The organism is Methanobrevibacter woesei, from assembly GCF_003111605.1.
Classification (GTDB): domain Archaea; phylum Methanobacteriota; class Methanobacteria; order Methanobacteriales; family Methanobacteriaceae; genus Methanocatella; species Methanocatella woesei.
On the sequence record NZ_MZGU01000002.1, the window covers coordinates 131,250 to 155,261 of the forward strand.

Genomic DNA, 24,012 nt, shown 5'->3' on the forward strand with positions numbered 1-24,012 from the left:
AAATGTTTCGATTTATCTACCAATTATTTGTTTAATTACATAAATGTCATCATTATCAAACATCTTAATTACAAATCCAACAACCAGATAAACAATAATAGCCACTGGAATAGCTACCCACATTGATAAATGAGCAAAGTAAAGTGCAGATCCCATTACAATAGATGCAACCACTATTTTCAAGGTATCAAGAATTAATCCCTTATTTGGAGATAAATTAAGTTTATGAAGAGCATAAATCTCTAAAACAAATATTAAGATTTCACTAAGAACAGTAGCTACTGAAGCTCCAATATAAGAATATCTTGGGATTAAAATTAAATTTAAAATCACATTAAATACTGCAGCTATAACATAAATTTTTGTAACTGAATACTCCCTATGAGATGCATTTAAAGAATTTGAAGCAGCCCCATTAATAAATAGGAACACAACTGTCCAGATCAACACATTTAAAACTACACTGGCCTGTGCATATTGATTTCCATAAATAAACTGAATAATGTCAGGTGAATAAATCATAACCCAAATAGCTATTGGAACAGTTATTAATGAAAGATATTTAATAGATTTTGAAAGGGTAGTTTTAAGCATTGACTTTTCCTTTGCATACAATTTAGACATTACTGGAAAAAATACAGCTGTATAAATTGAATAAAATAATGTTAAAACATTGATTAACTTATATGTAGCATTATAAATACCAGTTGCAAAGTCCCCAATTAACTGATTTAACATGAAGATATCAATAGAATAATAGATTGTATAGAAAATGGTTGTTAAAGCAAAGGGGAAACCGAATATTGCTAGCTGTTTCCAGAATCCAAAATCAAATTGAATTTTTGGAACCTCAAAATGCTTACACAATATATAAACTGTATAAACAATACAGGCTACATTTGCAAAAATATAAGCCCAGGTTATTCCCCATAAACCAGCATCAAGATAAATAGCCAGTATTATGAAAACAAAAGTCAATACATTCAGTATTGTATTAGCTATTGCCTGATAGGATCCCTTTTCATGAGCCTGAAATACTCCATAAAATAGACTACAAAAGTTCTTAATAACACTTTCAAATGCAAATAATAGACCAATTAAAATTGTAATTTCACTGGAATCAGTTATTAAAAGCACAAATAGAATAACTAAAATATAAACAACAGATAAAAGAGATTTAAAAGGAATTGCATTTCCCAAATAATCCCTAGCTTTAGAATAATCTACAGATACCGACCTTACAATATGAGTAGACTGACCTAAATCAGAAATAATTGCAAACATTGCTGATAAAGACACTACAAAACCTAAAATACCATAATCATTAACACCCAAATATCTGGCAGTGAATATTGTCCAAAAGAATGCTAAGATGCTGGTAATGATTTGTGAAGTAGCTAACCAACTCATATTTGCAAATATTGTCCTAATATCCATAGTTTACCTTTAAATTTTTAATTTTTTAAAATAAACACAAATCATTCCTAATTTTTCCTTGCAAGAATAACAATCCAATCATTTTCTTCATTAATATGTGTTTCAAAGTCTCCAAAACCAGCCTCAGTTAATGATTCCTCTAAAACTTCTTCAGAATAGATATTCATATCCAATAGCTTAGCCAAATCATCATATTTTTCCATTTCTCCTTTTTTGTAAACAACCTCATTACAGAAAAATACTAATCCTCCTTTCTTAAGGACACGATTAACTTCTTTTAAGTCATTTACAAAATCAGGCCAGAAATAAATTGTTTCAAAACCAGTTACTATATCAAAGGTTTTATCCTCAAAAGGCATGTCTGAAACAGATCCTTCAATGATTTCAACTTTACCCTCATTAATAAACTCTTCATTTCTCTTAGAGGATTTTTCAACACTTACATCAGAATAATCAAGACCAATAACTTTACCTTCATTAGATATTTGACCAGCGAAGCGTTCTACATTCACTCCACCACCACATCCAATATCCAATATGTAATCCTCTTCATTAATGTCAAAATAGCTAACTCCCCATTTTGCCATCTCTTCATGTGAATTATTCATCCTATCCAATATTTTATGACCTAATTCACCTTCAGGCTTTCTAGCATTTTTAATTAAATCAGAATCTTCATAATGATTGCCTGTATAAACCTCTTTTTCAGCCATTAAATCACCTTATTTCTTCATTCCTTTTCTGGTTTTAACTGCTTGGCCTGTATTAAAATCGCCCATTTCATGAGCACATAACAAAGCTTTTCCATAAGCCAGTAACTCATCATCTTCACTTACAATTAAAACTTCATCATTGGACCTGATATTTTCATCACAATCTACAACAAATTTTGCAAATACACTTTTTCCATCCCGTGCAAAAGGAACAGAATCCTCATTTACAACAACTCTGTTCTCTGGATAAGGCATGGAATTGTGTAATCTTTTTGCACCTTCTTTTGAAAGTACTAAAAAGCTATCTGAAGCTCTCATATTAGCTACAATTACTCCTTTATCATAGATATGTCTGATTTTTCCTGTTTTTTTACTTTTTTCAATTTTGATATTTCCTTTAAATAGTGCTTCTCCTGCACCAACACCAAATTGATAGTCAGCAATAGCCTTAATTTTTCTCAAATCATCTTTTTTAAATCTGATTTCATCTGATTGAGAGTGTTTATTATAAAGGCCTATTTCCAAATCCTTAATAACTCTTGAATGTATCAAAGTTTGATCATAGTACTCGACAAATTCAGATATGAAGTCTTCAATAAATTCAATACTGTCCACATCTTTGATTTTAGGAGATTCATTTTGACTTAATGGATAGACTTCATCAATATCTAGAGGAACTAAACCGAATGGAATATCTAAAACCATAAAATCAGTATCCTCCAAATCAAGCTCTCTTTCACTGCCATAAATATAGAATTCACCTAATTTTCCAGAGATAAATTTAGAATAAGGCTTACGGGATGGAGGCAATATTACTAAATCACGTTTTTTAGGCATTTCCCTTAATTTATTCATGTGCCTTTTAACTTCACTTCTGTATAATGATTCGGGACCTGTAAAGAAGAATGCAGATTTCTTACTTCTTGGATTATATTTCTCCATATCATCCATATAATTAGCTAGTTGACGGTAAGCATTTAATAGCTGTGGATGAACTCTGCAACGTTCTTCAACAAGTTCCATTAAACTGCCTTCATAAATAGCTTGTCTAACTAATCTTAACTCAGCAAAGGAAACATGTAAATTATGAATAGCTATTAAATCTCTTCTTTCTTTTTTATCCATAGCCCTCAAGTCATCAGGAGTATATTTAGTACATACTTCACAGGAACATGGCATTTCTTGAAGATTTTCTAATTTATAGGTTCCGCGAGTGGATAATAACCTATCATCTTCAGCATATAAAATATAAGCTGCTGAGTCAAATAAATCACAACCCATTGCTGCAGCTAATGCAAAAATCATAGGATGGCCTGCACCCATTAAATGACGTGGCTTATTGTCAGGTAAATGAGCAACAGAATTCATTACAACATCAACTAAGTCTTTATAATGATAAGATTCCATTAATGGTACAACAGCACCAATTGGATATAAATCAGCATCTAACTTAGTTAATTCATCAGCACAGTATCTTCTTAAATCTGGAAATGTTGAACCTTGAACTACAGAATTTAACTTCATTTCCATATTTTGAGAGTTTCTATATTCAATAGCTTCACGGGCACGTTGTAAAGTGATTTCCAAATCTTCTTCTGCTTTTTCACGTGTAACAAAAGGAGCTGTTGGGATATCTAAACTAGTTCCAATATCTGTTTTAATTAATTCTTGAAATTCAATAACTTCCTTATTAGTTATATCCACATCACCGTAAACTGATAGCTGGAAAGAACCAGAGTCAGTCATTATCGGTCCATCAAAGTTAATAAGTTCATGTAGACCTTTATCAATTGCTTCTTGTTTTAAATCTTCATCTTTATAAATTAAGTAAGCATTAGTAATTACAATATCTGCACCATACTTCTTAACATCAATAGCCTGCTTACGCGGATGAATAACAGGCATTAAAGCAGGAGTTTTAACATTTCCATGTTTTGTTTTTAAAACACCTACTCTTCCTCTATTATCTTTTGCTTTAATTTCGAACATTGTCAAATTCCCTTAATTAATATAGATTAAATTTTATAACTAAAAATTATATAAACTTTGCTTAGAAATAAAATTAAAAAATAAATAAAACTATTAAAATTAGATTAAAATGAAAAATTGACAATAATAAAGACTTATTAATAAAAAAAGACTTTAAAAAATAAATTTAATTAAATTGCTTTAAACTTTATATAAAATTATAATAAAAATTAATAGTTAGATAAAATGAGTTACGAAGAAAGCGCTACTGTAATTAATGAAACAATTTTTGATTTGGTAAATAAACTTTTTGATAAAGAAAAAGAAACCTCTGATGAAAGTTTACGTGAAAACTTTTTTAATGAAAATAAAGAATTCTTTGTCTTAACAGATGATGGTTCATACTCCATTAAATCAAAAGAGATTAATCATAAAATAGAAACACTTCACACATCAACAGGTGCAATTAGTGAATCCTTTGAAAAGTTCATTAAACCTTTGAAATTAAATTATAGTGAAGATATAGCTATTTTAGATATCTGTGCTGGTCTTGGTTACAATACTTCAGCAGCACTTGCCGATTTTATTAAAAATTCAAAAGACAGTAATTTACATGTTGATATGGTTGAAATATCTAAAGCTACGCTCGCCTGTGGTCTTTTAGTTCCTTCACCAATCCCAGAACATGACATAACAAAAAAGGCAATTGAAGATGAACTAATTAAGCAGGACTATGCAACCCTATCTCTTGAAAAATGTGAGATTCCTGAAAATATTGACATTGCTCTTTATATTGATGATGCACGTCAAACCATCCAATCTTTAGAGGACAACTATTATGATGCAATATTTTTAGATCCATTTTCACAAAATATGGCTCCAGAATTATTCTCTACTGATTTTTTCAAAGAGTTTAGACGAGTTATTAAAAATGATGGAATTGTGTGTACTTACACTTCATCTGCACCAGTTAGGGCTGCATTTATTGAAAACAACTTCCATATTGGGCAAGGCCCTATTTTTGGAAGAAAACAAGGAGGTACACTAGCTAGTCCTAATCCTTTGATGCTTAAAAAATCATTACCAAAAAATGATGAAATTAGAATAGCTTTATCTGATGTGGGCATTCCATTTAGAGATCCTGGACTTAACAACAGTAGCGAATATATTTTAGAAAGCAGAACTGAAGAAAGGCATGAAGCACGTCACAATACTAAGATTTCATCAGCCGTTAAAACACCAATCTTTCTAACACAGGAAATGGAAGATGAAAAACTAAAAAGAAGGGTTGAAAGGAATTTAGCTAAAATGAATATTCCGTCAACAACTTCAAAGGAAGCTTTTTATATTTTAGAGCCTGAAAATAACTATTTAGAAGCACAGGAAATTGATAACAATTCCCGTTCAAGAATACTTCAAATGATTGATAATTTAAAAGAAGTTAAAGAGAACAAATAACTAATGTGAGATAAAATGTACCAAGTTTCTGTAATAATACCTTTCTACAATGGTGAAAGCCATTTTAAGGAATCCTTTAAATCAATAAAAAATCAAAGCATTGGTTTTGAAAACATTGAAGTTATTTTTGTCAATGACTGTTCAAAAGATTCAAGCCCTATTTTAGCTAAAGAATACAGTGAAAAATATGAAAACTGTAAATTTGTTGATTTAAGTTTATACCATTCAAAAAACTCTGGTTTTCCTGGAAGGCCTAGAAACTATGGATTGAAAGAAGCTACTGCAGAATATATAGTATTTTATGACATTGACGACTGTTATCATCCTAAAGCCTTTGAAAAGTTATTGAGCACTATGAAAAGTGAAAACAGTGACTTGATAATAGGAAACTATTCTACAGAAACAAACAATGGTTCAATTAAAAATAGGTTCTGCAAAACAAAAAAAGATTTAATCAATATTAACCCGCTGAAAAATCAGAAAACCTTTGATAAAATAAGCAATATTACTTTTATAAGTTCATGGGGTAAACTATTTAAAAAAAGCATTATTGAAAAAAACAATTTAATTTTTATTGAAGATGGACCTGTTGAAGATGCAGATTTCTACTTTAAATATTTACTATATGCAAAAACAGTTACTATCTTACCACATGACTATTTATACTTCTATAATGAATATTCTGATTCAACAATCCATAGACATGACAAAAAACTTCTAAAAAGATATTTAAAAGGCTTTAAAAGAATATGTGAGTTTATGGATAAAAATTATACATTATCTTATGATTTATTTTATGGAGATTATTTATCCAATTTACTGCTAATTTTTATAAATACAAAAGGCAAAAGAGAAACTAAAATAGAACTATTAGAAGAAATCAATACTTTTGAGGAAAATAAAGATAGTATAGATCTTGGAAAACCTGAAATTAACTTATTAAATAATTTAATTAAAAAAAGAAAATTTAAAAGAGCTATCCTTTTATCTAAAGTTTATGATGTTATGTATAATAATCAGACTATAAAAAAAATTTACAGGAACTTAAATAACAATAGACGAAACAAACAATAAGCTATTACTTATATGCATGAATAAATCCCATATCATCAAAATCAAAGCTGAAACTACCATATTTTTTTATTTTAAAGCCTTCATTTTCCAATTTTTTAACTAAACTATTATACTCTTTCTTTACCATTTTAGAGTGGTGTTCAAAAATAATATCATTAAACATTGAAAGGTCAGAACCCTCAATTATCCCAAATTCACATCCTTCACAGTCCATTTTTAAAATATCTGGTTTTACATTATACTTTCTTAAAATATCAGCTATTGTAATAACATCCACATCATAAAAATGCTTTTGATTAACAGATGAGGTATAAACAGAAATGGAATCCATTAAATCAATGTTAATTTTACCTCGTTTATTAGAAACAGCACAATTAAAAAAATGGACTTTATCCTTAAGATTATCATTTAAAGAAGCATTTTTTAAAGCTAATTCATGGAGTTCAATAACTGGTTCAAAAGCAAAGACTTCAGCCCCATTACTTGCAAAAAATAAACTTGAATCACCAGCATTTGAACCAACATCAATAACAACACGACCATTAAAGTCTATACCAAAACTATCCCAATAACCTTCATGAAAACGCTCATAAAAGGAACCTATTGGAAGATTAAATTGATTATAAATCTTTATATCTTCCCAATTAATAATCTCTTTTGCTGATTCTATTTCATAAATAAAGTTAATCAATCCATCATAATCATTAACTCCACAAGCAAATGCATTCATTAATCTGTTTAAAGAAGAGGGATTTTTAATTGTTATTAATTGAGCGAAATCTTTAGATTTAACCGTGATTTCTTTTTTAAAACCTGCCTTAAAAAGTAAACATTCCACGGGATTATCTAAAAACTTAAAATAATCAAAAAAAGAGTAAATTTCCCCCATAGTTAAACATCACTAAAATTAATAAAAAAAATAAAATTCCTTAAAATAAAGGAATTATTCTACAGTAACACATTTTGCGAGATTTTTAGGTTGATCAGGGTTTAAATCTCTTTCAATAGCTACATAATATGAAAGTAATTGTAATGGAACAATATAAACTAATGGTGCAATAATATCATCAACTTCTGGATTAATAATAAATACATCATCAGATTTGGAAATTAAATCTTTATCATTAGAAGCCCCAATAGCTAAAACTTTTGCTCCACGAGATTTTACTTCCTCTAAATTACTCATAGTTTTTCTGTGGTTTTCTCCAGGTGGTAAAACAACAACTACAGGAATATCCTCATCAATTAAAGCTAAAGGACCATGTTTTAGCTCCCCTGCAGCATAACCCTCACCATGAATATAAGTAATTTCTTTAAGTTTTAAGGCACCTTCCAATGCAACAGGATAAGAGTAACCTCTTCCAATAAAGAAGAAATCATTAACATTCTCTCCATCTCTATTTACATTATATATTTTTGCTATTTCTTTAACAACATCTGCATCTTTTAATAATTCATCAATATAGGAAGGTACTTTATTTAATTTTTCTAATAACTCTTCATTTTTGCCCATTAATGCAGCAAATATATAAATAGCAGTAAGTTGACTTAAATATGTTTTAGTAGCAGCCACACCAATTTCAGGACCTGCTTGTGTTTGAATTACATATTTAGCACGTCTTGTCATTGAAGAACCAGCAACATTAACAATTCCTAAAGTTTGAGAAGATTCATTTGCAACATCAAGTGCTTTTAAGGTGTCAGCAGTCTCACCTGATTGTGAAATGAAAATAACCAAAGTATGTTCATTTAATGTGTTTGTTGAATATTTAAATTCAGATGCCAAAATAACATCTGTAGGAATTCCAGCTAGTGATTCAAGTAAATATTTACCAGTTAATGAAGCATGGTAAGATGTTCCACAAGCTACAAAACAAATACGATTAATATCTTCTAAATCATCAATAATTTTTTGGATATTATTTCTTTCAGTTAATGTGTTTCTAACAGCAGTAGCCTGTTCATTAATCTCTTTAATCATGAAATAATCATAACCTTCTTTTTCAGCCATTTCAGGAGTCCAGTCAATTGTTTCAACATCTTTATCAATTACATTACCATTTTCATCTTTAATTGTAACTCCATTTTCTTCTAAAATAACAAATTCTCCCCTTTCAGGATAAATGATATTATTAGCATATTTTAAAATAGCTGGAGAGTCAGATGCAACAAAATAACCATCTTCACCAAGACCAACAATTAAAGGGCTGTCTTTACGTGTAGCTACAATTTTATTAGGCTCATCCTTACTGATAACTGCCATTGCATAAGCACCATGAATGATTTCTGTTGTTTTTCTAACAGCTCCTTCAAGATTTAATCCTTCATCCATGAATTTTTGAACTAAATGAGGAATAACTTCAGTATCAGTATCAGATTTGAAAACATGACCTTCATTTTCAAGTTGTTCTTTAATTGAAGAGTAATTTTCAATAATACCATTGTGAACAACAGCTATTGCATTATCTTCATCTGTTTGAGGGTGAGAATTGATTTTACTTGGATCACCATGAGTAGCCCAACGTACATGAGCTATTCCATAACTTCCATCCATATCCCCTAAATCCAATTTAGAGTCAACTTCCTTAATTTTTCCTTTATCTTTTTTGATGTTAATATTTTCATCAAAAGTAGCTATTCCAATAGAGTCATATCCTCTGTATTCCAACTTTGAAATACAATCTAAGAGTATAGGTGCTACTTGTTCTTTATTTTTTAATATACAACCTACTATACCACACATTTAATGACACCTTAAAATTTAATCTTTTTTAATATTATGATATTTTTAGTTTATCATAATATAAATACATTAATAATAGCTTAAAAAAGAGAATAAAAAAGAAATTAAAAAAAATAGTTAATTGTAATTATAGATATCTTTATAAAGATTTACTACTTCGCCAATAATTAAAATTGCAGGAGTATTAATTTCTTTAGTTGAAATATCATCAAGAGTTCCAAAAATAACTCTTTCTTTAGGTAAAGTTCCACTTTCAATAACACAAACTGGAGTATCTGGAGCGCGATATTTCATAATTTCATTAGTGTTTTCCTTGATATTCCCAATACCCATCAAAATAATTAATGTGTCTGCAGTATAATCCCATTTAACTTGTTTTTCAGATTTTGTTGGATCTTCATGTCCAGTCACAATAGTAACAGAAGTAGCTAATGCTCTATGAGTTACAGGAAGACCTAATGAAGTTGGAGCTCCAATAGCTGATGTTACACCAGGAATAACCTCAAATTTAATATCATTTTCCATAAGTGCAAGAATTTCTTCTCCACCACGACCAAAAACAAATGGATCTCCACCTTTAAGGCGAACAACATTCTCATTTTCGCGAGCTTGAGCAATAATTAACTCATTAATCTCATCTTGAGTTTTATAATGTTCACCTGCTTTCTTACCAACATATATCCTTTTAGCTGATTTAGGAGCATGTTCTAAAATTTCTTCATTAGCTAAATAATCATATAAAACAACATCTGCTTTATTTAAAGCTTTAACTGCTTTTAAAGTGATTAAATCAGCATCTCCAGGACCTGCACCAATTAAATAAACTACCATCTAATCACTATAAAAATCCTTTAAAGAAGTTTAAACCATCAGTTGAACCTAAAATAGATTCACAAGCCCTTTCTGGATGAGGCATCATAGCACAAACTAAACCAGATTCATCACAAACACTTGTAATAGCTTCAAGTGAACCATTAGGGTTTTTATCTTTAAATTGTAAAACAATTTGATCTTGATCTTTTAATAAATCAATATCTTCTGTGTAAAATCTTCCTTCTGCATGAGCTATTGGAATTTGAACAGTTTCACCTTTCTTAAAGTTTTTAGTAAAAGGAGTTCTTGTAGTTCCAACTTTTAAATCCACCCATTCACAGTTAAATTTAGGATTCTCATTAGTGATGAAAACACCAGGAACAAGACCAATCTCACCTAAAATTTGAGCACCATTACATATTCCTAAAACAGGTTTTTCTTCTTTAACTAATTCTTTAATACCATCGATAACTGGAGTTATAGAAGCCATAGCTCCTGCTCTTAAATAATCCCCATAAGAAAAACCACCAGGAATCACAATACCATCAAAATCTGATAAATTTTCCTCATTCCACCAGACATACTCAGGAGTTGCTCCAGCGAGTTCAATAGCTTTAGCTACATCACGGTCACAATTAGTTCCAGGAAATCTAATTACACCAATTTTCATGAATAAATCTCCTTTAGTAATTATTGAATTCCACATGCACTATTTTGGGGAATAACAGTTATTTTATAATTGTGAATTACTGGATTACAAAGTAATCTTTCACAAATATCAACTACATTTTCACGAATAACTTCTCTATCTTCCCCTTCCATTTGGAATTTAATAATATCAATAGTTTTTGCATTTTTAACTTCATAACCAAGTAAATCAAGAGATCTTTCAATTGTAGTAGCCTCTGGATTTAACATACCATTTTTTAAAGAGATTTTAACTTCAATATCAAAAATCATTAAAAACACCTATAAACCATATTTGGATTTATCATCATCAGATAATACCCTGTTATAAACTTCTAAATAAGCATCCATTACTTCATCATCTTTTCCTTTTCTGAAAAGTTCTTTATCCATCATTTCTAAGGTTTCTTTATCCCATAACCTGCAGCTATCTGGACTGATTTCATCACCTAAAATGATGTTACCTTCTTCATCTCTACCAAATTCTATTTTAAAGTCGACTAAAATAATTCCAGCTTGATCAAAGAATTCACGAAGAGCATCATTGACTTTACCAGCAAGTTCAACAAGTATATCAATTTCATCTTGAGTAGCTATTCCTAATGCTTTAATAATAGAGTAATTTAACATAGGATCGTGGAACTCATCATCTTTATAATCCATTTGAACAATAGGAGGATCTAATTTAGTTCCATCTTCAATAGGATATTTACGAACTAAACTTCCAGTTGCAATATTTCTAACGATTACTTCAATTGGAATCATATCCAATTTTTGAGCAAGCATTACATTATTCTCTAAAAGTTCAATAAATTGAGTTTTAATTCCTTTACTTTCAAGGTATTGGAAAATTTTAGAAGAAATAACTGCATTTAAGCATCCTTTTTTATTCATAACTTCTTTTCTTTCTCCATCCCCAGCAGTCATGTCATCTCTAAACTCAATAATTACTTTATCCTCATCAGTAGTATTGTAAACACTTTTTACTTTACCACCGTTAATTAATTCTTTACGCTCCATGATATCATCATATAAAATTTAATAAATTATAAATATATTTTAGTTATATTATTATATAACTTTTTTAGTTGAAAATAATTAATTAACATTTTTTTTATTAATGAAATCCAGAAAAACCTTTGAAAAAGAACAATCGATAGATGATAAAATGGAATATAACTATAAAATAAGTATTATAATTCCAACATACAACCGTGAAAAATATTTAAAAAATCTTATTGACTCATTAATAGCTCAAACAATAGGATTTGATAATCTTGAGGTTATATTAGTTGATGATTGTTCTACAGATAACTCAAAATCAATTATAAAAAATTATGCTTCAAAGTATAATAATATAAAACCTATTTTTTTAGAAAAAAATACTGGAAATCCAAGTATTCCAAGAAATAAAGGTATTGAACATTCAACAAGCCCATATATTTTATTTATTGATGCTGATGACAATATATTGCCTGATTACTGTTCGACATTATATGAAACTGCAATTAATGAAAAAGCAGATGTTGTAAATTGCGAACATATCCGCAAAATGAAAAACAGCTATTTTATATTAAAAAGTATTGAAAAAATAGATAAAACTTTTATCGAAGAAAATGAAGATGATAAACTCTATTTAAGAGGTACTGTATGGGGAAATCTTTTTAAAAAATCTATAATCACTGAAAATCGTCTTAAATTCGAAGATACATTACTTGAAGACAGTGTTTTTGCAAAACAATGCTACATACACTCAGATAAAGTATTAAAAATGCCAAAATATTGCGGATATATTTATCAGGTCGACAATAATGAATCTTTAACTCATAATGTTAGTTTAACTGAATTTAACAAATTTATTGAAGGATTTGAAACCTTAAAAAATGTTTTAATTGACAATAAACTTGAAAATCATATTGTTGAAATGATGAATATCCATATTCCTATGCTATTTTTTATGTTTTTCAAGCTAAAAGTTAATAAAAAAGAAAAGAAAAGATGCCTTGAAAAGATTTACAAATTTGAAAAATCAATTAATGGCAAAATCACCTTAAAATCAAAACCACTTAACATACTTAATAATTATCTTTTAAAAGAACAATATTCAAAAGTAATGATAATATCACATATTTGCGGGTTAATTTATGAAAATCAACATGTGAAAAATTTCTTTTTTAAAAATTACAGTAATATAAAAGAAATAGAATTAAAAATATTAATGAAGGTTGAAAATGAAATTAAGAAAGTATGATGAAAAAGAATTAAAAAAACTACAGCAGATTGAATTAAAAATACTAAAAGAATTTATTTCAATTTGTGATAAACATTCTCTTGACTATTTTCTCTATGGAGGAACCAATTTAGGCGCTATAAGACACTCAGGATTTATTCCATGGGACGATGATATTGATGTAATCATGTTTAGAGATGATTATAACAAATTCCTTAAAATCAGCAGTGAAAGAGAAATGGGAGAATTTAAATTAATAAATTCAAATGTTTACGAAGATTACTTCCTCCAACATAGCAAATTAACCTTAAAAAACACAAAATTTGAAGAATGGTGGAACAAACAGGTTTCTTATGATGTTGGAATATTTATAGACATTTTCTGCTTGGATAATGTTCCAAATAACCCTAAAAAAAGAGATTTACATGTAAAAACAATCCGTTGTATAAATAAGGCTATTGGTGTAGCTACTTTAAAAGATATTGAATATAGAGGAAATATCAGCAGAAATATAAGTAAAATAATTCATAATCTCTTAAAAATTATCCATTTAAAACCTAAACACCTGCAGAAAATATCAAATAAGTTACTAACAAAATATAAAGAAGATAACTGTGATTTTGTCTGTGATATTTGTTCACTTAATTACACTCAAATATATGACAAAAAGGATTTCATTCCTCCAAAAAAAGTAAAATTTGAGGATATTGAAGCAAATATTCCTAACAACTCCGATAAAATACTAACACAGATTTATGGAGACTATATGCAAATGCCACCAGAAGATAAAAGGTACAATCATGCACCTGAAAAATTAGATTTTGGACCATACTAATAGCTTAAGCATTATTTATTTAAAATAAATTCAGCTAGTTCAAGATCAAAAGGATGGGTAATTTTAAAATTAGACTGTTCTCCTTCAAATAAATAAACATCTTCACCCCTTAAATTAAATAAAACCATTGCTTCATCTAATTTTTCAATTTCTTCCTCATTTAAATCATCATAAATCTTTTTATACTTAAAGATATTAAATGACTGAGGAGTTTGTGAATGTAAAAGCTCTTTTCTCAAAGGGACTGAATCCAGTTTATTTGGAGTTATACTTTTAAATATTACATCAGTTGCAGGAATTACAGGACTAGCTGCACCATACTCAATAGCATAATCAATACTTTTCTTAATTAAAAATGGTGAGGCAAAAATTCTTGCGGCATCATGAGTAACCATTACAGAGTCCTCATCTGCACCACATTCAATAGCATAATTGATAGAATTATTAATGGTGTCCTTGCGTTGAGCACCACCTTCAATAACAACTATTTTATCATTTTCCGGGAAATATTTTTCAATTAGTTCTTCTGTATAGTCTATGAAATCTTTTGGAGAAGAAACAATAATTTTATTAAAATCATCAACTTCCAAGAATTTTTCTATTGAATGGATTAAAATAGGCTTATTACCAACAGTTAAAAACTGTTTTGGACTGTCTGAGTTTAGTCTTTGTCCAATTCCACCAGCCAATATTGCAGCAAATATCAATAGAATCACCTATAAATTATCCCATAATTTAACAAAAGAAGTCTTAGGATTTTTATTTTCAATTATAACTTCATAAACAAAATCTACAATAGTGCTTTTAACATTTAAATCTTCAATTATATTTTTAAATATCGATACTGTATTTTTTCCTTCAAAAAGAACACCAGACTTATTTTCATCAATAATAATTCCTTGTCCATAAAGAGTGCCTAAAGTATGGTTTCTACTGACTGTTAATGTTGAAGCTGTGATAATATCTCCAAATCCACAGTAATCATCTACAGTATCTCGCATACCGCCCAATTTTTCTATAATATCTTTTGTTTCAATATAACTTTTAGAAAATATTGCAAATCTTGCATTATCATTAATATTCATTCCTTCAAAAATACCTTGAGAAATAGCTAAAATATTTTTGATAATACCGCAATATTCAGTCCCTATTACATCATTATTTGCATTAACTTTAAATTTATCAGATTCTAAAACATTTTTAACATCATTTAAATATTTTTCATTCTTACTAGCTATTGTAGATGCAGTAAACAATCCTTTCATCATTTCTGATGCAATATTGGGTCCTGAAAAAGCAACAGCAGGACGTCCAGTTTCTTCCCCAATAATAGTACTCATAGGTTTATATGAAGAAACTTCCAATCCTTTAGCAGTGTTAATTAAAATACAATCCTTTGAAATAATATCATTTAACTCAGCTGTAATAGATCTAACTGTTGAAGAAGGAATACATAAAAAAATCATTTCAACATTATTAAACTCTTTAAAATCATTAACTGCTCTAATATTAGGTCGTACTTTGATATTAGGATAATATTCATCATTATACCTTGTGTTATTAATTGCATCTGCAACAGATTTTCTTCTTGCATATAATAATACTTCATCAACATTTTCTGCAATCATTTGAGCCAATGCTGTTCCCATTGCCCCAGCTCCAACAACACCAACTTTAAAATCCAAAGTAACTACCTCATTAAATTAATAAAATTATAGGTTATACCCTAATTATCATCCATTTAAATATTAACAAAAATTAATTATATAAATATATTTATAAAAAATTAAACACAATATATTACCAAGGTGAAAAAATGAGTAAGGATGAGCGAAGCAGTGTTAATCCTTTTACAGGTAAAAGTCATTTAGATTTATTAGATGATGATAAATTTCTAAAAGACTGTTACAATGAATACTATAAAATGATTGAAGAATGGGAAATTCTTGATAATACAGATAATGGAAAACTAGTTTCTGAAATTTCATATAATCTGATAAAAGCTGTTGAAGAATATTTGGCTAAAATTGGAAGATCTGATTATACAAAAGATTATTATGACTGGGAATTTCATTTAGTTGCCAATGATACTGTAAATGCATTTTGTATGCCTGGAGGAAAAATAGTTATGTTTTCAGGCATGTTACCAATAGCACAAGATGCAAATAACATTGCTTTTATTTTAGGCCACGAAATGGCACATGCTCTACTTGACCATTCAAGAACAAGAATTAGTGCTCAAAATACAAAAGACACCTTGGCAAATGTTGCAAGAATAGGAAGTATTGGCCTCAGCCTATTTGGTCTTGGAGAGCTTGGAGCTATTACACGTGTAGCTACTGAAGTTGCAGATGTTGGGTCTGAATTCTTTTTAATGAAACCTTTTGGAAGACAACATGAATTAGAAGCTGATAAACTTGGAATGATGATTGTGCACTGGGCAGGTTATGATATAAGTAATATTCCTGAATTTTGGCAAAGAGTCAGTGCCCAAGGAGCAAACAATTTTGATTTCTTCTCAACACACCCTTCAGATGATAAAAGAATAGCTGCAATGAGAGAATTAATTGTTGAAATTGAAAATGGAAAAGATGTTATTAACACTCCAGTACTATCAGATGGTTCTTCCACAACCCAAATAAAAGTGAATAACACTTCAAATAACAGTCAAACATTCACACAGGACTCCCCTAAAAATCATGAAGAGTATACTAATTCTCCAGATATTATAGCTAGTGAAACTGAAACTATTAACCAAAAATCAGTCAGCAAATGTCCTAAATGCGGATTTGACATTTATCCTGAAGATAAATTTTGTATTAACTGTGGAGAAAAAATAAAAAAAGAAAAAAATGAAAATAACTTAAAATGTCCAACATGTGGAGGAATCGTGAAAAAAGAAGATAAATTCTGTTTTAATTGTGGAACTAAATTGAACTTCCAAATGAACTGTCCTAGCTGTGGTAAACCAATTAAAGCTAGTGATAAGTTCTGTGGTAACTGTGGAAGTAAAATCCAATCCTAAATTTATATTTTTAATAATAATTAAACAGTAAAACATCAATTATCTTCAATAAAAACCCACTGAATAGTTATCTATTTAATCATACTCATTTTTAAGTTCATAAACTGAACATAATACAATTTTTATATATGAAAAATAGTTAAAAAATAAAATCAAAAACTTAAAACTAATATATAATATATTAACATAATTAGGATTGTATAAAAATTATTAAAGGGTATCAAAATGTTAAAACCTATAGTTGCAATTACAAGACCTTTTGATAGAGCAAAAGCTGCTTGCGATATTGTTGAAGAATTAGGAGGTATTGCTTATCTATCACCTACTTTAGAACTGACTCCAGTAAATTCTGATTCTTTAAAGGAGTTAGTATCTATAAAAAGTGATTTAGATTGGATTGTATTTACATCTCCAACAACTATTGATGCAATTGAACAATTTTATCCAGATTTTCTTGATGATTTAAATTGTAAAATAGCTGTTATTGGTAGAAAAACAGCAGAAATAGCTGAGAATCATAATTTAAAAGTTGATTTGATTCCAAATAATTATACAGCAGAAGGTCTTATAGAAGAATTTACAAAACAAAACATTAAAAACCAAATTATTGGTGTTCCTAGAACTGCATCTGCTAGAGACACATTACCTAATGGATTGAAAGACCTTAATAATGAAGTCATAGTTGCAGAAGCTTATAAATCAATGTTTCCAGAAGATATTGTTAGAATTGAATATTTAATTGAAAAAATCTTTAAAAAAGAAATTGATGCTATTACTTTCACAAGCCCATTAACTGTTGAAAATCTCTTTAAAGTTGTTGAAAATAAAGAAGAAATAGCTGAAAAATTATCAAAAGATGTTTTAACAGTAGCTATCGGCCCAATAACTGGAAAAATCTTAGATAAATATAATGTTTCCCATATTTACCCAGAAACTTATACTGTGAAAGATATGATGGAATTATTATTTGATGAACTGGAGAAGTCTCAATGAATGAAAAAATCAGCATCATTTTACCCATTTTTAATGTTGGATCTCACCTAAAAGGAGGAATTGATTCCTTAATTAATCAAACTATTGGAAATGAGAATCTAGAAATAATAATGGTTGATGACTGTTCTACTGACGAATCTGGAAAAATTATTGATGAATATGATGAAAAATATGAATGTTGTAGGGCAATTCATTTAGAAAAAAATACTGGTGCAGCTAATGGTCCTAGAAACAGAGGAATTGAAGAATCTAGCGGCGATTACATAATGTTTCTAGATCCAGATGACAGATACACTCCTGACTGCTGTGAAAGATTATACGAAGAAATCAAAAAACATGATGCTGAAATTGCATTTGGAAGATTTAGACGTGTTTTCACATATGGTGAGAAAGTTCAAAAATCCTATTCTCCTTATTTAGATGATTTAGAAAAAAATTATCCAGATGAAACATTTGAAGATGCAAATCCACTAAATGTTTCTGATTTTATCTGGAACAACATATTGGAAAAAATACTCTATGGAAAAGATATAGAAAAAGAATATAAAAGGGATAAACCAATTGATGTTATTTATATTGATAACATTGAAGAAGAACCAGACATTTTAAAGATACCGCCTTCTGTTTGGACTAAATTATATAAAAGAGAGTTAATCATAGACAATAATATTCGTTTTCCACCATATGTTTGTGGCGATGACATGTCTTTTGCCCTTGAAACTTTTTTAAAAGCAAAAGGTATCGTATTTTTAAATAATTTCATCTGTTATGATTATTATATTCGCGATTTGCCAGACGATAAATCTATTACAAATAATGTAAATGTACGTTTCTTAGGAGATTTAATGGATGCTTATACTTACTGTAGAAATCTAACAGAAAACTTTTCCCCAGATATTCAAACTGTTTCCGTTACTCCACATTTATTGTACTGGATGAATACATGGAAAAATTCTCCTTTCACTAAAGAAGAAAATAAATTGCTTCTTGAAAAAGTTAATAATCTTAAAAAAATCCATAAATCTTCAATGAAAACAAAATTAATTTTATCAGCAATGACTAAAATGCTTGAAACTTCCATTAACACTAAAAAAGAGTGAAAAAATGAAATTTAAATATGTTGTTGTAGGTGCTGGGCTTTCTGGTCTTACAATAGCTGAAAGAATAGCTAATGAACTTGATGAAGAAGTTTTAATAATAGAAAAAAGGCCACATATTGGTGGAAATATATATGATTCCTATAAAGAAGGCATTTTAATCCAGAATTATGGGCCTCACATATTCCATACCAAAGATAAAGAAGTTTATGAGTACCTTTCACAGTTCACTGAATGGCACGAATATGTTCATAGAGTTTTAAGTTATGTTGATGGTAAACTTGTCCCAATGCCAATTTGCATTGATACTTTAAACAAACTATATGATCTTGATTTAGATGAAGAATCTATGAAAGAATATATTGCTAATGTTAAAGAAGACATTGGTGAAATAAAGTCAAGTGAAGATGTTGTACTTAAAAATGCTGGTCGTGACATCTATGAGAAGCTTTTCAAAAATTATACTGAAAAACAGTGGGGAACATCAGCAGCTAATCTTGATTCATCTGTAATTTCACGTATTCCCTTTAGATTTAATCATGACACAAGGTATTTTGAAGATAAATATCAGGGAATGCCAAAAGAAGGTTATACAAAGATGTGCGAAAATATGATTAAAAATAATAAAATACACATCATTTTAAATACTGATTATAAAGAGGTTATTGATGATATAGAATATGAAAAATTAATTTATACTGGTCCTATTGACTATTTCTATGACAATAAATTTGGTAAATTATTATATCGTTCTTTAAAATTTGTAACAGAAACTCATGATTTATATTCTTATCAGGAAGTTGCTGTTGTTAATTACCCAAATGACCATGATTTTACAAGAATCACAGAATTTAAAAAACTTACGGGTCAAGAATATCCAAATAAAACAATAATCATGAAAGAATATCCTGGATTTGATGATGAACCCTGTTATCCTTATCCTACAGAAGAATATAAAAATAAATTTAAACAATATAAAAAATTAATGGATAAAGAAAATGATGTTATCTTTATTGGACGTTTAGCTGAATATAAATATTATAATATGGATTTAGTTGTTAAATCTGCTCTTAATGCATTTAAAAATAAAATCAAGGAATAAATATTATGAATAAACAGAAAAATAGAATAATAATTTGGCCTCAATATTTTGATAAAAATTTAAGCCACTCTGAAGGTCGTAAAGTATCTCTTGAGTATGCTATTAATGAACCAACAGTAAATGATATTTCCAGAGCTCTTAAAAGACTTCAAATTCCAAATATAATTCATAATGAAAAGGCATACCCTGGAAAATGGTATGAAAAGTCTGGTTGTATTTTAGCTGAAAGTGATCAAAATAAACTTCAACTTTTAAAAGAAATTGGTTTAAAACTCAAAGAGATAAAATGATAACAACTGAATTACCTAAAGAAATGTCAGAGCTCTATAAAAAAGCTCAGGAATTAATAGATAAATCCCGAACTATCAAAATTTATACACATATTGATTGTGATGGAATTTCTGCTGGTGCAATTCTTTCAACATTGCTTGATCGTTTAAATAAGCCTCATGAAATTGAATTTGTTAATTTAGATGTTTTAGATAATGTAAAATTAGAACATGATTTAACAATATTTTCTGATTTAGGTTCTGGTCAACCAGTAGACAAGTATGCAACACCAGACACCAATATTTTAGTTTTAGACCATCACCCTCCTTTAAGAAACCTTAACTATGGTGATGATAAACTTTATGATTACATAGAAATTAACCCACTTCACCATGGAATTGAAGGATCATACTATGTTTGTGGTGGTGGATTATGCTATTTCCTAGCTAAAGAATATGGATATAAAGATTTAAGTTGGATTGGTGTTCTTTCAGCTATTGGAGATATGCAAAATTCAAGAACTGGAAAATTGGAAGGTTTAAATAAATCTATTTTGCAAGATGCCATTGATGAAGGTTATGTAAAACTTATTGAAAACGATATAAACCTTTATGGAAGAAAAACAAGACCAGTATTTGTAGCTCTTTCTTATTTTAGTGATGTTAATTTACCACTTACAAATAATCAAAATGAAACACTTGCTGTATTAGATTCTATTGGTGTTAAAAACAAAGATAAACCTTTATCACTCTTAACACATGATGAAAAAGGTAAAATATTCAACAAACTTGTGGAGATGTTATCTAAAGCTCTTCCACCAAATTATGTGCAGTATATTCCAAAACTTCTTATTGGAGATTCCTATGATTTCACTCATGAAGATTCAGCAAGTTTTTTAAGTGATGCATCTGAATTTTCATCTGCTGTAAATGCATGTGGTAGAAATAAAGAAGAAAAAGTAGCACTTGGAATTCTAAAAGGTGATAGGGGAGAAACTCTTGATTTGCTTGAAGCGGTCAGTAAAGAACATAAAATTAACCTTGCAAAGGCTATTGAAAAAATTGGAGAAAATGGAAATATCATTGAATTAGATAACCTTCAATACTTTGATGGTGGAGATATAAAACCTGAAATTGTTGGTACAGTAGCTGGAATGGTTTTAGGATATTGTAACTGGAAAAAACCAATTATTGGATTTACAAAAACTGATGATAACAATTTAAAAATTTCTTTGAGGTGTTCTAAACTTCTTGCTTATGCTGGAATTCATTTTGGTAATATAATTCGTGAAGTTGCTCAGGAATTAGGTGGTACTGGTGGTGGTCACTCAGTAGCTTGTGGTGCATACATTAGTGCAGATAAAAAAGAGGAATTTATTCAAAATTTCAATGAAAGAATAGATGGTTTAATAGATTAAATAAATTTAATATAAATTAGATACTAAAAGTAGGAGAAGATTTCATGATGAAAGCATTTAAAAAAAGAGGGGCTTTAACACATTTTCAAATTTTAAGTGAAATATCCAAACAAGACCCTCATTTAAAACAAAAAGATTTAGCAAATACTCTTGGAATTACAATTCAGGCAGTTTCTGAAAACATTAAAACTTTAATTGAAGAAGGATATATTACCTCAAAAGATGGTAGATCCCCTTATAAAATTACTCAAAAAGGAATTGAAAAGGTTAAAAAAGATGCTATCAATCTTAGAAGGTATTCAGATTCCGTTCTTGAAACAATGAATCATTTTAAAACTGTTTGGCCTGCAATAGCTAATGAAAAACTCAAAGAAGGTGAAAAAGTAGGAGTATATATGGATGATGGAGTATTATATGCTGGAAAAGTTGAAGCTAGTGCAACTGGAACTGTATTAAAAAATGCTTCCAAATACCATGATGTTCCTTTAGGAGGACTAAATGGAACTATTGAAATGAATGTTGGAGAAGCAATAATCATCACCATACCTAATATAAAAGATGGTGGGTCTAGAGCAACAGATTTAGAATTAATTAAAAGAGTTTATGAAAATGGAACCCAACATGGCTCTAAAATTGACAGAGTAGCTACTGTTGGTACTGTTGCACGTTCTGTTGCATACCAATTAGACATCCCTATCAGCATTGAATTTGCAGCTGCTCAGGCAACAGCTAATGCTGCACGTAAAGGATTAAATATTTTAGCATTATCTGTAGGTGAAATGACTAAAGCATTTGTTCGTGAGCTTGAAGAAGAAAAAATCAAATATAATATTATTGATGGTAAGAAATAATCATTCATTATCCTTAACCATCTTCAATAGAGCACCAGCTATTTCTAAAGGAGTATAATCTTTCTTCATGATTTCCTTAATTACTTTATTATACTCTTTTAAATCATCTTTTTTAATGGAATTAATAATATTATCTGCAATCTGTTTATTCCTAATCCTTTCAAGTTCTTTAAATGAAGGTACTTTTTTTCTTTTAATTTTAGATTTTGTAACACTATTTATAGTTTTAAGAGCATGCATTTCTTTAAAATCAACTAAAGTGAATGCATAACCTCTATTTCCAGCTCTTCCAGTTCTTCCAATTCTATGAACATAATATTCTGGATTTTGAGGGACATCATAGTTGAATACCACTTCTACATTTGGTACATCAATTCCACGTGCAGCAACATCTGTAGCTACAAGAATAGAAATATTTCCATTTCTAAATTTATTCATTACTTTATCACGGATAACCTGTTTCATATCACCATGAATACCATCTACAGAGTATCCCCTCCTAGACAAATCACGAACAACCAAATCCACTCTCTTTTTAGTGTTACAGAATATTAAACATAATTTAAAATCATAAATATCAATTAAACGTGTAACTGTGTCAATTTTATCTCTAAATCGAGTTTCAAAATAACATTCATTAATTTCAGGTACAGTTAACTGTTTTTGAGAAATTTTTAAATGTTTAGGATTGTTCTGATAGAATTTGGTAATTTTACGAATAGGTTTAGGCATTGTTGCTGAAAATAATAAAGTTTGCCTTTGTTTAGGAGTATGTTTTAAGATTGTTTCAATATCATCCCTAAAACCCATATTTAACATTTCATCTGCTTCATCTAAAACTACTGTCTCAATACCAATTAAATCTAAGGTTCCTCTGTCAATATGATCCATTACACGGCCAGGAGTTCCTACAACAACATGAACCCCTTTATTTAACACTCTGATTTGACGTCCGATAGGCTGACCACCATATACTGGTAAAATCTTTAAATTTTTAATATGTGAACCTACCTTTTTTATCTCTCCAGCTACTTGAATGCATAATTCCCTTGTTGGACATAATATAATAGCTTGAGGAGATTTATCTTTAATAAAAATCTTTTGAAGCAAAGGAACTGCAAAAGCAACAGTTTTACCAGACCCAGTTTGTGCTTGACCTATGATATCTTTTCCTTTTAAAGCTTCAGGAATTGTGAGAGCTTGAATAGGACTTGGTCTTTTAAATCCCATATCTGTTAGAGCTTTTTTAATTTTATTAGATATATTAAAATCATCAAATGTTGTAACTGTCATAAAATC

Annotated in this window: 23 protein-coding genes; 11 read left to right on the forward strand and 12 right to left on the reverse strand. The window is 29.1% G+C overall.

Annotated elements, in window-relative coordinates; genetic code table 11:
• Window positions 1-12 precede the first annotated feature (12 nt).
• From MBBWO_RS00970 to tgtA, 3 genes are read right to left on the reverse strand one after another with little or no spacing between them, the layout of a single operon-like run.
• Window positions 13-1,437 carry a flippase gene (locus MBBWO_RS00970; RefSeq protein ID WP_116669015.1) on the reverse strand — a complete coding sequence of 475 codons (1,425 nt, stop codon included), beginning with the start codon at window positions 1,435-1,437 and terminating at the stop codon, window positions 13-15.
• Between the two features lie 47 nt (window positions 1,438-1,484).
• Entirely contained in the window at window positions 1,485-2,150 is a 666-nt protein-coding gene (locus MBBWO_RS00975; protein WP_116669016.1) for a class I SAM-dependent methyltransferase, read from the reverse strand.
• 9 nt (window positions 2,151-2,159) lie between these two features.
• Window positions 2,160-4,139 carry a tRNA guanosine(15) transglycosylase TgtA gene (gene tgtA, locus MBBWO_RS00980; RefSeq protein WP_116669017.1) on the reverse strand — a complete coding sequence of 660 codons (1,980 nt, stop codon included), beginning with the start codon at window positions 4,137-4,139 and terminating at the stop codon, window positions 2,160-2,162.
• 225 nt (window positions 4,140-4,364) lie between these two features.
• On the opposite strand from tgtA, the gene MBBWO_RS00985 reads away from it, so the two are divergent.
• Window positions 4,365-5,576, forward strand: coding sequence for an MnmC family methyltransferase (locus tag MBBWO_RS00985; protein ID WP_116669018.1), 1,212 nt, complete (start codon window positions 4,365-4,367; stop codon window positions 5,574-5,576).
• Window positions 5,577-5,591: 15 nt separating this feature from the next.
• Window positions 5,592-6,650: a glycosyltransferase family 2 protein gene (locus MBBWO_RS00990; RefSeq protein WP_116669019.1), complete on the forward strand. Its 1,059-nt coding sequence runs from the start codon at window positions 5,592-5,594 to the stop codon at window positions 6,648-6,650.
• Window positions 6,651-6,654: 4 nt separating this feature from the next.
• Here the strand turns inward: MBBWO_RS00990 and MBBWO_RS00995 are convergent, their stop codons facing one another.
• From MBBWO_RS00995 to purC, 6 genes are all read right to left on the reverse strand, one after another.
• Window positions 6,655-7,539 (reverse strand): FkbM family methyltransferase, encoded by an 885-nt coding sequence (locus tag MBBWO_RS00995; protein WP_116669020.1) that lies wholly within the window; start codon window positions 7,537-7,539, stop codon window positions 6,655-6,657.
• 54 nt (window positions 7,540-7,593) lie between these two features.
• Complete coding sequence (gene glmS, locus MBBWO_RS01000) at window positions 7,594-9,393, reverse strand: glutamine--fructose-6-phosphate transaminase (isomerizing) (protein ID WP_116669021.1); 1,800 nt, start codon at window positions 9,391-9,393, stop codon at window positions 7,594-7,596.
• A 117-nt stretch (window positions 9,394-9,510) separates the two neighbouring features.
• The gene (gene cobA / locus MBBWO_RS01005; RefSeq protein WP_116669022.1) at window positions 9,511-10,224 is read right to left on the reverse strand and encodes a uroporphyrinogen-III C-methyltransferase; all 714 of its coding nucleotides are present in this window, start codon (window positions 10,222-10,224) and stop codon (window positions 9,511-9,513) included.
• 7 nt (window positions 10,225-10,231) lie between these two features.
• Window positions 10,232-10,876 carry a phosphoribosylformylglycinamidine synthase subunit PurQ gene (gene purQ, locus MBBWO_RS01010; protein WP_116669023.1) on the reverse strand — a complete coding sequence of 215 codons (645 nt, stop codon included), beginning with the start codon at window positions 10,874-10,876 and terminating at the stop codon, window positions 10,232-10,234.
• 20 nt (window positions 10,877-10,896) lie between these two features.
• Window positions 10,897-11,166, reverse strand: a complete 270-nt coding sequence (gene purS / locus MBBWO_RS01015; RefSeq protein ID WP_116669024.1) for a phosphoribosylformylglycinamidine synthase subunit PurS — start codon at window positions 11,164-11,166, stop codon at window positions 10,897-10,899.
• Window positions 11,167-11,175: 9 nt separating this feature from the next.
• The gene (purC, locus tag MBBWO_RS01020) at window positions 11,176-11,913 is read right to left on the reverse strand and encodes a phosphoribosylaminoimidazolesuccinocarboxamide synthase (protein ID WP_116669025.1); all 738 of its coding nucleotides are present in this window, start codon (window positions 11,911-11,913) and stop codon (window positions 11,176-11,178) included.
• Window positions 11,914-12,061: 148 nt separating this feature from the next.
• On the opposite strand from purC, the gene MBBWO_RS01025 reads away from it, so the two are divergent.
• Together MBBWO_RS01025 and MBBWO_RS01030 are read left to right on the forward strand one after the other, a co-directional pair.
• A complete protein-coding gene (locus MBBWO_RS01025) occupies window positions 12,062-13,144 on the forward strand; it encodes a glycosyltransferase family 2 protein (protein ID WP_165807904.1) in 1,083 nt (360 codons plus the stop codon).
• On the forward strand, window positions 13,125-13,958 hold the full coding sequence (locus MBBWO_RS01030) for a LicD family protein (RefSeq protein WP_116669027.1): 834 nt from the start codon (window positions 13,125-13,127) through the stop codon (window positions 13,956-13,958). Before MBBWO_RS01025 ends, MBBWO_RS01030 begins: the two co-directional genes overlap by 20 nt.
• Before the next feature lie 11 nt (window positions 13,959-13,969).
• On the opposite strand, the gene MBBWO_RS01035 is transcribed toward MBBWO_RS01030, so the two are convergent.
• Window positions 13,970-14,665: an IspD/TarI family cytidylyltransferase gene (locus tag MBBWO_RS01035; RefSeq protein ID WP_116669028.1), complete on the reverse strand. Its 696-nt coding sequence runs from the start codon at window positions 14,663-14,665 to the stop codon at window positions 13,970-13,972.
• A gap of 9 nt (window positions 14,666-14,674) precedes the next feature.
• Window positions 14,675-15,643: an NAD(P)H-dependent glycerol-3-phosphate dehydrogenase gene (locus MBBWO_RS01040; protein ID WP_116669029.1), complete on the reverse strand. Its 969-nt coding sequence runs from the start codon at window positions 15,641-15,643 to the stop codon at window positions 14,675-14,677.
• 131 nt (window positions 15,644-15,774) lie between these two features.
• Between MBBWO_RS01040 and MBBWO_RS01045 the strand changes: the two genes are divergently transcribed.
• The 7 genes from MBBWO_RS01045 to MBBWO_RS01075 all read left to right on the forward strand — a co-directional run bounded on the left by MBBWO_RS01045 (window position 15,775) and on the right by MBBWO_RS01075 (window position 22,713).
• A complete protein-coding gene (locus MBBWO_RS01045; protein ID WP_116669030.1) occupies window positions 15,775-16,983 on the forward strand; it encodes a M48 family metallopeptidase in 1,209 nt (402 codons plus the stop codon).
• A gap of 225 nt (window positions 16,984-17,208) precedes the next feature.
• A complete protein-coding gene (locus tag MBBWO_RS01050; protein ID WP_116669031.1) occupies window positions 17,209-17,976 on the forward strand; it encodes a uroporphyrinogen-III synthase in 768 nt (255 codons plus the stop codon).
• Window positions 17,973-19,076: a glycosyltransferase family 2 protein gene (locus MBBWO_RS01055; RefSeq protein WP_116669032.1), complete on the forward strand. Its 1,104-nt coding sequence runs from the start codon at window positions 17,973-17,975 to the stop codon at window positions 19,074-19,076. Before MBBWO_RS01050 ends, MBBWO_RS01055 begins: the two co-directional genes overlap by 4 nt.
• A gap of 4 nt (window positions 19,077-19,080) precedes the next feature.
• Window positions 19,081-20,175 (forward strand): UDP-galactopyranose mutase, encoded by a 1,095-nt coding sequence (glf, locus tag MBBWO_RS01060; RefSeq protein ID WP_116669033.1) that lies wholly within the window; start codon window positions 19,081-19,083, stop codon window positions 20,173-20,175.
• Window positions 20,176-20,180: 5 nt separating this feature from the next.
• Window positions 20,181-20,465, forward strand: a complete 285-nt coding sequence (locus tag MBBWO_RS01065) for a signal recognition particle subunit SRP19/SEC65 family protein (protein WP_116669034.1) — start codon at window positions 20,181-20,183, stop codon at window positions 20,463-20,465.
• Window positions 20,462-21,862, forward strand: coding sequence for a single-stranded-DNA-specific exonuclease RecJ (gene recJ, locus MBBWO_RS01070; RefSeq protein ID WP_116669035.1), 1,401 nt, complete (start codon window positions 20,462-20,464; stop codon window positions 21,860-21,862). The genes MBBWO_RS01065 and recJ overlap by 4 nt, the downstream gene beginning before the upstream one ends.
• 47 nt (window positions 21,863-21,909) lie before the next feature.
• Window positions 21,910-22,713, forward strand: coding sequence for a DUF7839 domain-containing protein (locus MBBWO_RS01075; protein ID WP_116669106.1), 804 nt, complete (start codon window positions 21,910-21,912; stop codon window positions 22,711-22,713).
• On the opposite strand, the gene MBBWO_RS01080 is transcribed toward MBBWO_RS01075, so the two are convergent.
• Window positions 22,714-24,006, reverse strand: a complete 1,293-nt coding sequence (locus MBBWO_RS01080; RefSeq protein ID WP_116669036.1) for a DEAD/DEAH box helicase — start codon at window positions 24,004-24,006, stop codon at window positions 22,714-22,716.
• Between the last annotated feature and the right edge of the window lie 6 nt (window positions 24,007-24,012).